14 protein-coding genes and 1 pseudogene are annotated in these 12,905 nt (G+C 59.9%); 6 read left to right on the top strand and 9 right to left on the bottom strand.

All coding sequences use genetic code 11. The annotated features are described in order from the left end of the window. The first annotated feature begins 339 nt into the window (after positions 1–339). The 3 genes from QA644_RS00580 (at position 340) to QA644_RS00570 (ending at position 2,107) form a co-directional block, all read left to right on the top strand. Complete coding sequence (locus tag QA644_RS00580) at positions 340–594, top strand: type II toxin-antitoxin system HicA family toxin (protein ID WP_283070588.1); 255 nt, start codon at positions 340–342, stop codon at positions 592–594. After that, positions 591–947 carry a type II toxin-antitoxin system HicB family antitoxin gene (locus QA644_RS00575; RefSeq protein ID WP_283070586.1) on the top strand — a complete coding sequence of 119 codons (357 nt, stop codon included), beginning with the start codon at positions 591–593 and terminating at the stop codon, positions 945–947. The genes QA644_RS00580 and QA644_RS00575 overlap by 4 nt, the downstream gene beginning before the upstream one ends. Before the next feature lie 356 nt (positions 948–1,303). Then, on the top strand, positions 1,304–2,107 hold the full coding sequence (locus QA644_RS00570; RefSeq protein ID WP_283070585.1) for an alpha/beta hydrolase: 804 nt from the start codon (positions 1,304–1,306) through the stop codon (positions 2,105–2,107). Between the two features lies 1 nt (position 2,108). Here the strand turns inward: QA644_RS00570 and QA644_RS00565 are convergent, their stop codons facing one another. Continuing rightward, positions 2,109–3,035 carry a carbohydrate kinase gene (locus tag QA644_RS00565; protein WP_283070572.1) on the bottom strand — a complete coding sequence of 309 codons (927 nt, stop codon included), beginning with the start codon at positions 3,033–3,035 and terminating at the stop codon, positions 2,109–2,111. 91 nt (positions 3,036–3,126) lie between these two features. Beyond that, entirely contained in the window at positions 3,127–3,816 is a 690-nt protein-coding gene (locus tag QA644_RS00560; protein ID WP_074066511.1) for an orotate phosphoribosyltransferase, read from the bottom strand. Positions 3,817–3,971: 155 nt separating this feature from the next. Between QA644_RS00560 and QA644_RS00555 the strand changes: the two genes are divergently transcribed. Further along, complete coding sequence (locus QA644_RS00555) at positions 3,972–5,243, top strand: MgtC/SapB family protein (RefSeq protein WP_283070571.1); 1,272 nt, start codon at positions 3,972–3,974, stop codon at positions 5,241–5,243. On the opposite strand, the gene QA644_RS00550 is transcribed toward QA644_RS00555, so the two are convergent. Then, on the bottom strand, positions 5,240–5,905 hold the full coding sequence (locus QA644_RS00550) for a TetR family transcriptional regulator (protein WP_283070569.1): 666 nt from the start codon (positions 5,903–5,905) through the stop codon (positions 5,240–5,242). The genes QA644_RS00555 and QA644_RS00550 overlap by 4 nt on opposite strands. 96 nt (positions 5,906–6,001) lie before the next feature. Here QA644_RS00550 and QA644_RS00545 point away from each other — a divergent pair, with 96 nt between their 5' ends. Next, the gene (locus tag QA644_RS00545; protein WP_283070567.1) at positions 6,002–6,826 is read left to right on the top strand and encodes an NmrA family NAD(P)-binding protein; all 825 of its coding nucleotides are present in this window, start codon (positions 6,002–6,004) and stop codon (positions 6,824–6,826) included. 2 nt (positions 6,827–6,828) lie between these two features. Next, a complete protein-coding gene (locus tag QA644_RS00540) occupies positions 6,829–7,311 on the top strand; it encodes an anthrone oxygenase family protein (protein WP_239595753.1) in 483 nt (160 codons plus the stop codon). A gap of 36 nt (positions 7,312–7,347) precedes the next feature. On the opposite strand, the pseudogene QA644_RS00535 reads toward QA644_RS00540, so the two are convergent. The 6 genes and pseudogenes from QA644_RS00535 to QA644_RS00510 form a co-directional block, all read right to left on the bottom strand. Beyond that, positions 7,348–7,885: pseudogene (locus QA644_RS00535) on the bottom strand (glyoxalase superfamily protein). A 186-nt stretch (positions 7,886–8,071) separates the two neighbouring features. Beyond that, entirely contained in the window at positions 8,072–9,115 is a 1,044-nt protein-coding gene (gene pyrC / locus QA644_RS00530; protein ID WP_283070565.1) for a dihydroorotase, read from the bottom strand. A gap of 93 nt (positions 9,116–9,208) precedes the next feature. Next, a complete protein-coding gene (locus QA644_RS00525) occupies positions 9,209–9,835 on the bottom strand; it encodes a nucleoside triphosphate hydrolase (protein ID WP_283070564.1) in 627 nt (208 codons plus the stop codon). After that, the gene (locus QA644_RS00520; protein WP_074066505.1) at positions 9,832–10,614 is read right to left on the bottom strand and encodes an ATP-binding cassette domain-containing protein; all 783 of its coding nucleotides are present in this window, start codon (positions 10,612–10,614) and stop codon (positions 9,832–9,834) included. The genes QA644_RS00525 and QA644_RS00520 overlap by 4 nt, the downstream gene beginning before the upstream one ends. A 2-nt stretch (positions 10,615–10,616) precedes the next feature. Continuing rightward, positions 10,617–11,681: an ABC transporter permease gene (locus QA644_RS00515; RefSeq protein WP_074066504.1), complete on the bottom strand. Its 1,065-nt coding sequence runs from the start codon at positions 11,679–11,681 to the stop codon at positions 10,617–10,619. Positions 11,682–11,835: 154 nt separating this feature from the next. After that, positions 11,836–12,855, bottom strand: a complete 1,020-nt coding sequence (locus QA644_RS00510; RefSeq protein ID WP_022713541.1) for a sugar ABC transporter substrate-binding protein — start codon at positions 12,853–12,855, stop codon at positions 11,836–11,838. Positions 12,856–12,905 lie beyond the last annotated feature (50 nt).

The raw sequence follows: 12,905 nt of genomic DNA, 5'->3' as shown, positions 1-12,905 counted from the left end.
TGGGCGGGCTCGGCCGCGGGCGCGGCGAAGCGCTCCAGAGCTGCCTGTCGCGCCGACGAGAACGTCAGGGCCGGCTTGGATGGAAGTTTGCCCTTTGTATTGCTTGCCGGACTGGATCGATCGCGCCAAGAGGCAACTCCAATCCCTCGCCTTGAAAAGATTCGAGCTGCAGACCCCTGATAACACCGATGTCGGCGAGAACGTAGTCACGAGCCTATTCTTCGAATTGATCGACTGCCTCATAAGGGCGATTAGAAAACTATGGACCCATATTTCTAGCCTGCTTGGGCTGCCGAATATGTGCTTGCATAATCAGCAAGCGCCTATATATTTGCTAGCATGAACAGCAAGCAGAGAAAGACTCTGGCGGCCGTCTTCAAGGATCCGGTCTCTGGAACCATTGAATGGACGGCAATCGAGAACCTGCTTGTCGCTGCCGGGGCGAATGTAATCGAGGGAAACGGCTCTCGCGTTAAGTTCGAAAAAGACGGCATCATTGCGAGCTTCCATCGACCTCACCCGGACAAGGAAGCGAAGCGCTATCAGGTGCGCGATGCTCGCGAGTTCCTGACCCAGATTGGAGCAACACCATGAACACCATGACTTACAACGGCTACCACGCTCGCATCGAATTTGACGCTGAGGACGAAGTATTTTTTGGCAAGATTGCAGGTATTTCCGATGTCATCGGCTTTCACGGTGACAGCGTCTCTGAAATTAAGAAAGCCTTTCATGAGGCTGTCGATGATTACGTCCAGACATGCAAGACAATAGGAAAAGAGCCTCAGAAACCCTATTCTGGCAAGATGATGTTTCGTGTCGCTCCTGAAGTGCACCGCCGAGCAGCTCTTGCTGCCGAGCTTTCAGGAAAGAGCCTCAATCAGTGGGCGGAAGAAGCACTCGAAGAAGCCGCCGAACACTTTGTCGAGGCTCGTCTATCGGCCTAGTAGATGTAAATGCGAATGACTCGTTTGTCCGTCGAATTGGCCACGTAAGTCCGTTCGACGAGATGCTGTGCCTGCTCTGCTCCTCGGCTCGCCCTTGTCGCGGCTGCCGGTACACGACGGGTCTCCCTGAGCCTGGCATCCCGTTTAGGCATTGTGCGACTTTCGAAGCCTAAGACGATCTGATGGTGTCTTATTTCACCTCCTACCAATTCTCCCTGGGACCATATCGGTCTGACGTTCGACGATCCCGACGCTATCGGATCGTGCTTCAAGATCTCGGATGGGATCTGTGATTTTCATTTGAAGCTGTCGAAACGCGCCACATCTGATCGTTTGTATCAGGAAGGGAGAGCCGGATGAGTGTGATGGACGACGAGCTCAAGATTTTTGAGGCAGAGGGCGCGCCACCGCTGCCGACGGCGGCATCCGCAGGTGTCGTCGAGCATGACGGCGCCAGGATCTGGTACGCGACTTACGGGAACGGTCCCGCGGTGATCCTGCTGCATGGCGGGCTTGGTAACAGCGGCAATTGGGGCTACCAAGTGCCGGCATTGATCGAGTCCGGCCGGCAGGTTGTGGTCATCGACAGCCGGGGGCATGGCCGCAGCACGCGCGATAGCCAGCCGTATGAGTACGAGTTGATGGCAACGGACGTTCTGGAAATCATGGATCATCTAGAGCTCGCCAAAGCAGCGCTCGTCGGCTGGAGTGATGGCGCCTGCACGGCACTCATCCTTGCCGATCAGCATCCGGACCGCGTCTGTGGCGTCTTCTTCTTCGCGTGCAATATGGATCCGAGCGGCACGAAAGAGTTTGTCGCGACACCGGTCATCGATCGCTGCTTCAGCCGGCACAGGAAGGACTATCAGGCACTATCGGCAACACCCGATCAGTTCGATGCCTTTGTTCAGGACGTCAGCAGGATGATGGCGACCGAGCCCAACTACACAGCGAGCGATCTCGCGCGGATCAAGGTGCCAGTCGCGGTCGTGCTGGGTGAGCGCGACGAATTCATCAAGCCCGAGCATGCCGACTATCTCGCGCGCAACATCCCTGATGCGGAGCTCATCCTGCTGCCCGATGTCGGCCACTTCGCGCCACTGCAGCGGCCCGAGCACTTCAATCGCGAAGTCCTCGGCTTTCTTGATCGGCTTGCGTAGCTCAACGGCCGATTTCGTGCGCCCAGGGCGGATTGGCGCCGGCGCGCGAAACGGTGACGGCCGCGGCCTTTGCCCCAAGCGACAGAGCGTTGTGCAGCGCCTTTTCGTCGAGGGAGGCAACCTGCGCCTTGGTCAGCAGATTGTCCATCTTCAGCGAAGCAAGGATGCCCGCATCGAATGTATCGCCCGCACCAACTGTGTCGACCACGCTGACGCGCTGGCTCGGCACAACGACCTTGCGATCCTTGGTGTATCCCGACGCGCCTTCCGCGCCCTTGGTGATGACGACGAGCTTGGCGCCATGCTTCAGCCAGTGGGCCGCCAGATCGTCATGGCTGCCTTCAAGGCCAAACCATTCCAGATCCTCGTCGGAAAACTTGACGATATCGGATTTCGCCGCCATGCGCTTGATGCGCGCCATGTGGGCTTCCTTGTTCTTGATGAAGCCGGGGCGGATGTTCGGATCGAGCGAGATGACGCGCTTTCCGGCCTCTCGATCGAGTAGCGTCTCGTACGTCTCGCCGCAGGGACTCGGGATCAGGCTGATCGCGCCGAAATGTAGCGCCTCACAATCGTCGCCGAGGACCGGCAGATCGTCTGTGGTGATCATGCGGCCGGCCGTGCCTTCATCGTAGAAGGCATAAGTCGCCTGTCCGTTCACCAGCTTAACGAATGCGAGCGTCGACGGGCGGGGCGATATGGCGCAAAGGCTGAAATCGACATTGCTGGCGACCAGCGTCTCGCGCAGGATATCGCCCATCATGTCATCGGCGATGCCGGTAAAGAAGGACGTCGGAACGCCAAGCCTGCCGAGCGCAATCGCCGTGTTGAAGATCGCTCCGCCGGCATAGGGCGCGAAGCTCTTCTCGCCGAGCGTCGTCTCCCGCGGCAGCATGTCGATCAACGCTTCGCCACAGCACAAAATCATTCCGGCCTCCCAACGTATCGGTGAATTTCGGTCTTCAAATCGATTAGATAATTTCGTGGCAAAAGCAAAGCCGCACTTTGCCTATCTGGCCTTAAAGCGACGAAACGCCGCCGTTGCGGCCCGACCAGGCGAGCGGCGCGTCGAGGAAGGCTTCCACTTCGCTGAGCGTCTTCTCGTCGAAAAGCTCCTGCGCTTTCGCAACAGCCAGAACGTCACGCCAGGTAGCGATGTAATGTAGCTTCACCTTCCCGTCAGCAAAGCGCAGCGCGCCTTCGTCAAAGATGCCGTAGTAGAAGAGTGCAATACCGTGATCAACGATGCCGCCAGCCGCGCGGACGGCATCGATGAACTTGAACATGCTGCCGCCCGCCGTCGTCAGATCCTCGATGACGAGGACGCGCGAACCTTCGGGCATATTGCCTTCGATCTGCGCATTGCGGCCATGGCCCTTCGGCTGTTTGCGCACATAAATCATCGGCAGGCCGAGACGATCGGCAAGCAACGCGGCGAAGGGGATCCCCGCCGTCTCGCCGCCGGCAATGCAATCGAACTGCTCGAAACCGGCGTCACGAAGGACGACGCCTGCGGCGAAGTCCATCACCGTGGAACGGATTCGCGGGAAAGAGAGCAGCTTGCGGCAATCGATATAGACCGGGCTCGCCATGCCGGAGGAGAGCTTGTAGGGCTGGGCGGCGTTGAAATGGACCGCCCTGATCTCCCAGAGCATCTTCGCCACCAGTTCGGCCATGACGGCGCGGTCGGGAAATGTCGTGTGGATCATCGCTCTCTCCTTCGCTTAAATCCATGGGGCAATAGCAGCAAGCGCGAAAAGATTCCAGAACTGCGACGGTTCCGGCGTCAAGAATAGCAACGAATGCGTCAACTCCTTCAAACATTTCTGATTGTACGATGACATGACAGGAATATCGTAAGACTATGGAACATCTCGAAATCTTTCAGCGCCTCGGCGTGGCGCTTGCGATTGGCCTGCTTGTCGGCGTCGAGCGGGGCTGGCAGGAGCGCGACGTCCGGGCGGGCGGCAGGACAGCAGGTATCCGCACATTCGCCCTCACTGGTTTTCTCGGCGGAATAGCCGGGACGCTGCATTCGGTGATCGGCCCCTTCCTGCCGGCGACGATCGCGGCACTGCTTGGCCTCGTCTATATAGCGGGGAATTGGCTGGAGACCCAGGAAGACGAAGATTACAGCATAACCTCGGTCGTGGCTGCGCTTGCGGTTTTCGGGCTTGGCGTTCTCGCCGCTGTCGGTGACATCGTGACTGCGGCTGCAAGCGGCGTCGTGATGACGATAATTCTTGCCGCGCGCCACAGCCTGCATGGCTTTCTGAGAGGTATGACCTGGCCGGAGCTTCGCTCTGCGCTGGTGCTGCTTGCCATGACCGTGGTTGCCCTACCGGTGCTTCCGGACAGGCCGCTCGACCCTTGGGGCGCGCTCAACCCTTTTTCCCTCTGGGTGCTGACCATTACCATCGCAGCACTTTCCTTTGCCGGCTATCTCGCAATCAAGCTGACTGGCACGACTCGTGGCATCCTGCTGGCAGGGGCTGCCGGGGGACTGGTTTCTTCCACTGCGCTGACGCTCTCATTCGCACGTTATTCCAAGCAGGCGCCTCAGGGTTCGAAACATCTGGCGGCCGGGGCGGCCGTTGCTGGAGCCTTGTCCTTTGCCCGTGTTCTTGTCATCGGCAGCGCCTTCTCGCTCGACTTGCTTGCTCCGCTTGCAGCCGGCCTGATCCCGGCGATCATCGGCTTCATGATTGCGGGCGTCTTCTGGGTCTGGCGTTCCGGCTCCGCGAGAGAGGTGCCGGAAATTGAGCTGAAGAACCCGTTCGAACTTCGCATGGTCTTCTCTTTCGCCGCGCTGCTTGGGTTGATCAGCCTGATATCGAAGATGGCAATCGACTATATCGGCGCGTCGGCACTTTACGCCGTGGCCGCGATCTCCGGGCTGGTCGATGTGGACGCCATCACACTTTCGACGGCGCGCCTTATGGGCACGGCGATCAATGTCAAAACCGCCGCCGACGTCATCCTGATTGCGGTCGCCGTCAATGTCATAACAAAGGCTGTGCTGGCCTTCACCGCCGGCACGCGGGAGTATGGCGTCGCCTTGGCTTTGGCGTCAGCAGTCGCGGTTGCCATGGGAGGCATCGCCTATTTTATGCTCCGCAGCCTTATGCCCGTCTAGCACGACGGGTTGTCGAGAAGCCTGCCGATATCGGTCGGCAGCATTCTCTTGTAGAGCGCGATCGCAGTCCGCCCCTCCTCCTCGCTGACTGAGATCGAATAGCGCACGGCCGCTGCAAGCAAATGCATCGTCAGCCGCGCAATCGCCAGCAATTCGCCTCGTTCGCGCTCCGGCCACAGTTTTTCCAAGACCTCGAACAGTCTTTGCGAGTGGAATTCCATGTCCTCGGCATCGACCTGCTGCAGCAGCTTGTCGGCCTGGGTCGCATGCCAGATGTCGCGCATGACCGGTTCTCTGCGGAAGAAATCGCAATACTGATCGACGATGTTGCAGAGCGCCGGCTGCAGCGTTTTGGTGCTTGTTACCTTGGCCAGCTCTTCGTCTACGCAGTGCCTGCCCCGCTCGTTGAAGCGTTCGGCAAGCGTCCGGATGATGGAGCTCTTGTCCGGGAAATACTGGTAAAGAGCGCCGAAGGAAAGCTCGGCCTTTTCAACGATTTCGCTCATCTTCAGGGCGTCGCTGCCATTCTTTTCGATCAGTTCCACTGCCACCGACAAGATCTTCTCGAAGCGTTCCCGACCCCGCTGCTGGCGCGGGATGCGTCGAGGTTGACCGGCCGATTGCAATCCTCTTTTACGCCTAACCACGGTTTGTTCCGGCATTCGGCACTCCATTTTTCTATTGACGGATAAAATAAGAGAGTTTATCTCATTATGCAAATACGAGATTTTCTCTTGTTTTGTGGGAGGAGCAGTCAAATGCAGAATTCCGAAATCATCCTTGTCGGCGGCGCGGGCAAAACAGGCGGGCGCGTCGCTTCCCGGCTCAAAGAGCGCGGAATCAGGTCGCGCTTCGCTTCGCGCTCCAGCACACGCCCCTTTGATTGGGAAAATAGAGCAACCTGGCTCGCGGCGCTTGAGGGTGCCACCAGCGCATACGTGACCTTTCAGCCTGATCTTGCCGTGGCCTGGGCTGCGGACGCGATCGGCGAATTCGCTCGGACGGCCGTTGATTGCGGCTTACGGCATATCGTCCTGCTCTCCGGCCGCGGTGAAGATGGTGCCGAGCGCAGCGAAGAGATGCTCAAAGCCGCCGGCATCGGCTACACGATCCTGCGAGCATCCTGGTTCTGCCAGAACTTCAGCGAAGGCGCGTTTAAAGATTCGATCGCCGCGGGAGAGCTCGTCCTGCCCGCGGGTGAGGTCAAGGAGCCCTTCACCGATGCCGATGACATTGCCGATGCGGCCGTTGCCGCGCTGACCGACCAGCGCCACCTCGGCAAAACCTACGAATTGACCGGGCCAGGCGCGCTTACCTTCCGCGAAGCGGTATCGGAGATCGCGACGGCGACCGGCCGGACGATCCGCTACCGTCAGGTTTCCATGGAAGACTTCAAGGCCGGACTCACTTCGGCCGACCTGCCGGCAGGAACGATCGATCTTCTCGAGGAGCTTTTCGGCAAGGTTCTCGACGGCCGCAATTCGCGCGTCATGAACGGTGTTGCGGAAATCCTCGGCCGGCCGCCGAAAAACTTCAGCCAATATGCCCGCGAGACCGCGGTGACCGGCATATGGGAGACATGACCATGGGAATGATCCTCACCTTCGCGCTTGTCACCGCTGCAATCGGCAGCGGCCTTGTCGCCGGTATCTTCTTTGCCTTCTCGACCTTCATCATGACCGCCTTTTCCCGCATTCCGCCTGAGCAAGGCATCGCGGCAATGAATTCGATCAACGTGACGATCGTGCGCTCGCCGTTCATGCTCGTCTTCATTCCGACCGCCATCCTATCCGTCCTGATCGCCGTCCTGGCCGTCATCGACTGGCGGGGAAGCGCAGGCATTTGGATGCTGGCTGGTGCCGGGCTCTATGTCGTCGCATCCTTTATTTCAACTATCGTCTTCAACGTGCCGATGAATGATGCGCTGGCAAAGGTCAGCGGTAATGGCGCGCAAGCCGTCGGCGTCTGGAATACCTATTTGAAGGATTGGACCTGGTGGAACCACCTCCGCACGATCGCGTCCCTGCTTTCCGCAGCAGCCTTCGTCCGCGCCCTGATGATTCTTTGATGGAAGCGGGAGGACGTTGCTCCTCCCGCCCGCCTTTCAGCATCTTTCGCAGAAGGTGATGCGGTTGTTGAAGGGGTCGACGACCTGCATCTCTAGCCCCCACGGCGCCTCTTCAACACCCGGCTTCATGTAACGATAATACTTGCCGACGAGTTCCGCCTGGAAGGCGCGAACACCGTTCACCGGCACAAAGGCTCTGGCGCCGGGGCTAGCGTCGCCGGAATGCTCGCTCAGATGCAGCAGCATGCTGCCGCGTGAGACCTGGCAATAGAGCGGAAACTGATCGCCGAAGCGGTGTTCCCAATCCAGCTTGAAGCCTAAAAAGCCGCAATAGAACTCCATCGCCTTGTCGACATCGAAAATACGGAAGATGGGAATCGGCGGTTCTATGTCGATATTGCCGGGGCTGGCGTCCGCTCCATCAAGCCTGGCCGCAAGAATGTTCCATTGATCGAAGCCGAATTGCCTGGCGACAATCTCCAGCGTCTCGCAATGCGTGAGGGTAATATCTCGGCCGGCCAGGAGCCTGCCGCAGGGCTTTTGCCATAAGCTTGGCATCGCGAAAATCGCGCATCGTTCATCCTTCGGTCGGCGGCAAACAGGAAGATCAGTGCCCGCGTCTGCTGACCCGTTCGCCATCGTTCGCCAAAGGCAAGGATGTGAAGGATTTATCTGGATGCATTCACCTTAGCGCTCGCACGCCGCGGGACGGCTGGCCGCATCCTGCCGGAAACGACCCTAGAAAAATTGAACGAGCCGATCAAGAGCGTTCGACGTCCCAGTGCAGCGGGAACATGGGATCGAACACCGTCACCGTTCCGGCACCGGTTTCGATCTTCGTCGGAAACGACACGGGCACTTCACGCTTCACCAGCGTGACGCGCTCTTCGTTCGGCCGAAGGCCGTACCAGGCCGGGCCGTTCAGCGAGACGAAGGCTTCGAGCTTGTCGAGCGCGCCCTCCTGCTCGAAGACATGGGCAAGGCAACTCATCGTATTGATCGAGGAATAGATGCCAGCGCAGCCACAGGCGCACTCCTTCAGCGGATCGATATGTGGGGCCGAATCGGTGCCGAGGAAGAAGCGCTTGTCGCCGCTCACAGCGGCTGCACGCAGCGCCAGGCGGTGGGTTTCGCGCTTGGCGACCGGCAGGCAGTAATAATGCGGCCGGACGCCGCCGACCAGGATTGCATTGCGGTTGATGATCAGGTGGTGTGTCGTAATGGAGCCTGCGAGATTGGCTTTCGACGACTTGATGTAGTCGATGCCGTCTGCCGTCGTTACGTGCTCCATCGTGACTTTCAGCTCCGGCAGGCGCTTGCGCAGGGGATCGAGCACCGTTTCGATGAATACCGCCTCACGGTCGAAGATATCGACCTCAGGCGTCGTAACTTCACCATGCACGCAAAGCGGCAGACCGATCTTCGCCATGCGCTCCAGCACCGGCATGGCCTTTTCCATGTCGCGCACGCCGCTATGGGAATTGGTAGTCGCACCCGCCGGATACAGTTTCACCGCCGTGATCCGGCCGCTTTTCTTGCCTTCCTCGACATCGTCGGCGCTCGTATCCTCCGTCAAATAGAGCGTCATCAACGGCTCGAAGCGATCGCCGCTCGGCAATGCCTTCATGATCCGCTCGAGATAGGCTTTCGCATCCGCCGTCGTCACGACCGGCGGCACGAGATTTGGCATGATGATGGCACGGGCGAAGTTGCGGCTGGTATCGCCGATCACGCCTTCAAGCATCGCGCCGTCGCGCAGATGAAGGTGCCAGTCGTCGGGGCGGCGGATGGTGATGGACTGCATGCGCTATAACTCCGGTAGGGCGGCCTTCAAGGCTCTGCCCCGCGCATTATCACCCCGGCACGGCTCATGGCAAACATTTTGCCGCTTCAATTGTCAGGCGATCTCGAGCGTTACATCGGCGCGGCGGCGGTTTTCCAGGATGAGCCTGCCATTCGGCAGGTCATTGCCATAGACCTTGGCACTCGCCTGCTCTTCCGTCAGCTTGTAGCCGCGCCAGCGGGCTAAGAGCCGCTCTTCCAGCACCTCGATCGGCGGTGCAAGCATGATGGAGTAGTCGAAGATACCCTCAAGCTCCGCCCACTTGCCCTGGCTGAGCAGAAGGTAGTTGCCCTCGACGATGATGAAGCGATGCTCCGGCGAGACGACGCGGGCCGATGCGATGGCGATCTCGCGGACCCGGTCGAAGACCGGGATTAGCACTTCCTGGTCGGCTGGACGCACGGCGCGAATGATGTCCAGAAAACCGCGGACGTCGAAGCTTTCCGGCACGCCCTTGCGGGCGAGCAGACCGCGCTCGCTCAGAACTGCGTTGTCCATGTGAAAGCCGTCCATCGGCAGCACTTCCGCGGTTTCTCCCCGCGCTCTCAGCGCATCGGCGAGATTGTCCGCCATGGTCGACTTGCCGGCGCCCGGCGGACCGGCGATTCCGATCAGGAAGCGCTTGGTGTCGCCGGCGCGGGTGACCACCTCGCCGGCGATTTCCTCGGTGGTTACGCTCATGCGGGAACCGGATCCGTGGGGACCGTCTTGGCGCCGGTCATGAATGCCACGGCGTCGGACATGGTATATTCCTTCGGGTTGATGACCGTCAGGCGGCGGCCGAGCCGGTGGATGTGGATACGGTCCGCGACTTCGAAGACATGCGGCATGTTGTGCGAAATGAGCACGATCGGCAAGCCGCGGGAACGCACGTCGAGGATCAGTTCCAGCACGCGACGGCTTTCCTTCACTCCGAGTGCGGCTGTCGGCTCATCCATGATGACAACCTTGGAGCCGAAAGCGGCCGCGCGCGCAACCGCCACACCCTGGCGCTGGCCGCCGGAGAGCGTTTCGACCGCCTGATTGATGTTCTGGATCGTCATCAGGCCCAGTTCCGAGAGCTTCGTTCGGGCGCGTTTTTCCATCGCCGGCCGATCGAGCATGCGGAACCAACTGCCGAGCACGCCCGGCCTCCTGATCTCACGGCCAAGAAACATGTTGTCGGCAATCGACAAGGCGGGGGAAAGCGCAAGGTTCTGATAGACGGTCTCGATGCCCGCCTCACGCGCCTCCATCGGCGACCTGAAGTGGACCGGCTTGCCCTCCAGCGTGATCTCGCCCTCGTCGGGAGTAACTGCACCGGAAATCGCCTTGATGAGCGACGACTTGCCGGCGCCGTTGTCGCCGATGACGGCGAGGATTTCGCCGGGATAGAGGTCGAAGTCTGCGTTGTCGAGCGCGGTGACGCGTCCGTAGCGCTTCACGAGGCCGCGGGCGGTAAGGATGGGTTCAACAGCCATGATTACACCGAAACCTTTCTGATCCACTGGTCGATTGCGACAGCGGCGATGATGAGCACGCCGGTCAGCAGGACTTTCCACTGGGGGTCGGCCCCGAGCATGTTGAGGCCCATGGACACGACGCCGACGATCATCGCGCCAAACAGGGTGCCGAGGATGGAACCGCGGCCGCCAAAGAGCGAGATACCGCCGATCACGGTCGCGGTGATCGCCTGCAGGTTATAATCGGTGACCGCTGAAGATGGCGAGATGGAGCCGTTGCGGCCGATCGATACCCAGGCTGCAAAGGCTGCGATGACGCCCGAGATTGCATAGACCGTGAGCAGCACGCTCTTGGTTTGGATGCCGGAGAGCTTTGCCGCCTCCGGATCGTCGCCGACCGCATAAACGTGCCTACCCCAGGCCGTGTGGTTGAGAACATACCAGAGCCCGAGCACCAGCAGCACCATGGCGATGACGCCGAGCGTCAAGACCGCATTGCCGACCTTGAAACTGAGCGCGAAGAAATGCAGCAGCGGCGCCTGCGCATCCACGTCCGCATCGCGGATCGTCTCGTTTGCCGAGTAGATGAAATTCGTCGCCATAACGATATTCCACGTGCCGAGCGTCACGATGAACGGCGGCAGCTTCATGTAGGCGACGAGAAAACCGTTGAGCAAGCCGCATAGGCCGCCGACCAGCATGCCGAGGATGACGGCAATCGGCGTTGGAATTCCGTAGGTGATGGCACAGTTGCCCATGATGACGGCGGAAATGACCATGATGACGCCGATCGAAAGATCGATGCCGGCGGTCAGGATGACCAGCGTCTGGGCCGCGCCGAGGATGCCGACGATGGCGATCTGCTGCAGAATGAGCGTGAGCGTGTAGGACGAGAAGAACCGCCCACCAATCGCCATGCCGAAAATGATGATCGCCAGCACCAGCACGATCAGCGGCACCGCTGCCGGCGTCGAGTGCAGGAAGTGCTGCGCACGCTTCAGAAATGAGATGTCCTGGTGTTCGAACGACGCAACATTCTTGTCACTGCCGTCAAGAACCCGTTCGAATTCCTGTGATCCGGTCATTTTTTCTCCTCCGCTTTCGCGCCGAACCGCGCGCGGAAGCTATTGCCCATATTGCTCCGGTCTTCGCACGCCGGTTCTTGAGGCAAGAGCTTGTCGTCTGTCGAAAACGGCCGAGGATCGAGCCCCGGCCGTTGTTGTGGCTAGATAGCCAGGCTCAGCCCCAGCACTTGTCGGTGCCGACCTTGGTATCGATCGACTCGACGCCGGAAACCGGCTTGTCGGTGACGAGCGAAACGCCGGTATCGAAGAAGGACTTGCCCTCGGTCGGCTTCGGCTTTTCACCGCTATCGGCGAACTTCTTGATCGCCTCGACGCCGAGAGCCGCCATCATCAGCGGGTACTGCTGCGAGGTGGCGCCGATGACGCCGTCCTTGACCGACTGGACGCCCGGGCAACCACCGTCGACCGACACGATCAGCACATTGCTCTCCATTCCGACAGCCTTCAGCGCCTGATAGGCACCAACAGCGGCCGGTTCGTTGATCGTGTGGATCACGTTGATGCTCGGATCCTTCTGGAGAAGGTTTTCCATGGCCTTGCGGCCGCCTTCTTCGTTGCCGTTGGTCACATCATGACCGACGATGCGCGGATCGTCCTCATCGCCGATCTTGTTCGGGTCCTTGGGGTCGATGCCGAAGCCCATCATGAAGCCCTGGTCGCGCAGAACGTCGACGGTCGGCTGCGACGGCGTCAGATCGAGGAAGCCGACCTTGGCGTCCTTGGCCTTGTCGCCAAGCGTTTCCTTGGCCCACTGGCCAATCAGCTTGCCGGCGAGCAGGTTGTCGGTCGCAAAGGTCGCGTCAGCGGCATCGGCCGGATCGAGCGGCGTGTCGAGCGCGATGACCAGCAGGCCAGCGTCGCGCGCTTTCTTGACGGAAGAAACGATGCCCTTGGTATCCGATGCAGTGATCAGAATGCCCTTCGCGCCATCGGCAATGCAGCTTTCGATAGCAGCAACCTGGCTTTCGCTGTCGCCGTCGATCTTACCGGCGTAGGACTTCAGCGTAACGCCGAGTTCCTTCGCCTTGGCCGTCGCGCCTTCCTTCATCTTGACGAAGAACGGATTGGTGTCCGTCTTGGTGATCAGGCAGGCGGAAACATCCGCGGCCATGGCCGGAGCGGAAAAAGCAACGCCGAGTGCAAGCGCGCCGAAAGCCAGAACTGATTTCTTCATGAACTCCTCCCAGAGATTAGCCGGCACGCCCGCATGGCAGAACCGGAATT

Origin of the sequence: Rhizobium sp. CC1099 (assembly GCF_029714385.1) — a bacterium.
GTDB lineage: Bacteria > Pseudomonadota > Alphaproteobacteria > Rhizobiales > Rhizobiaceae > Rhizobium.
Note: the sequence above shows the minus strand (reverse complement) of the source record. Positions and strands in the feature narration are given on the sequence as shown.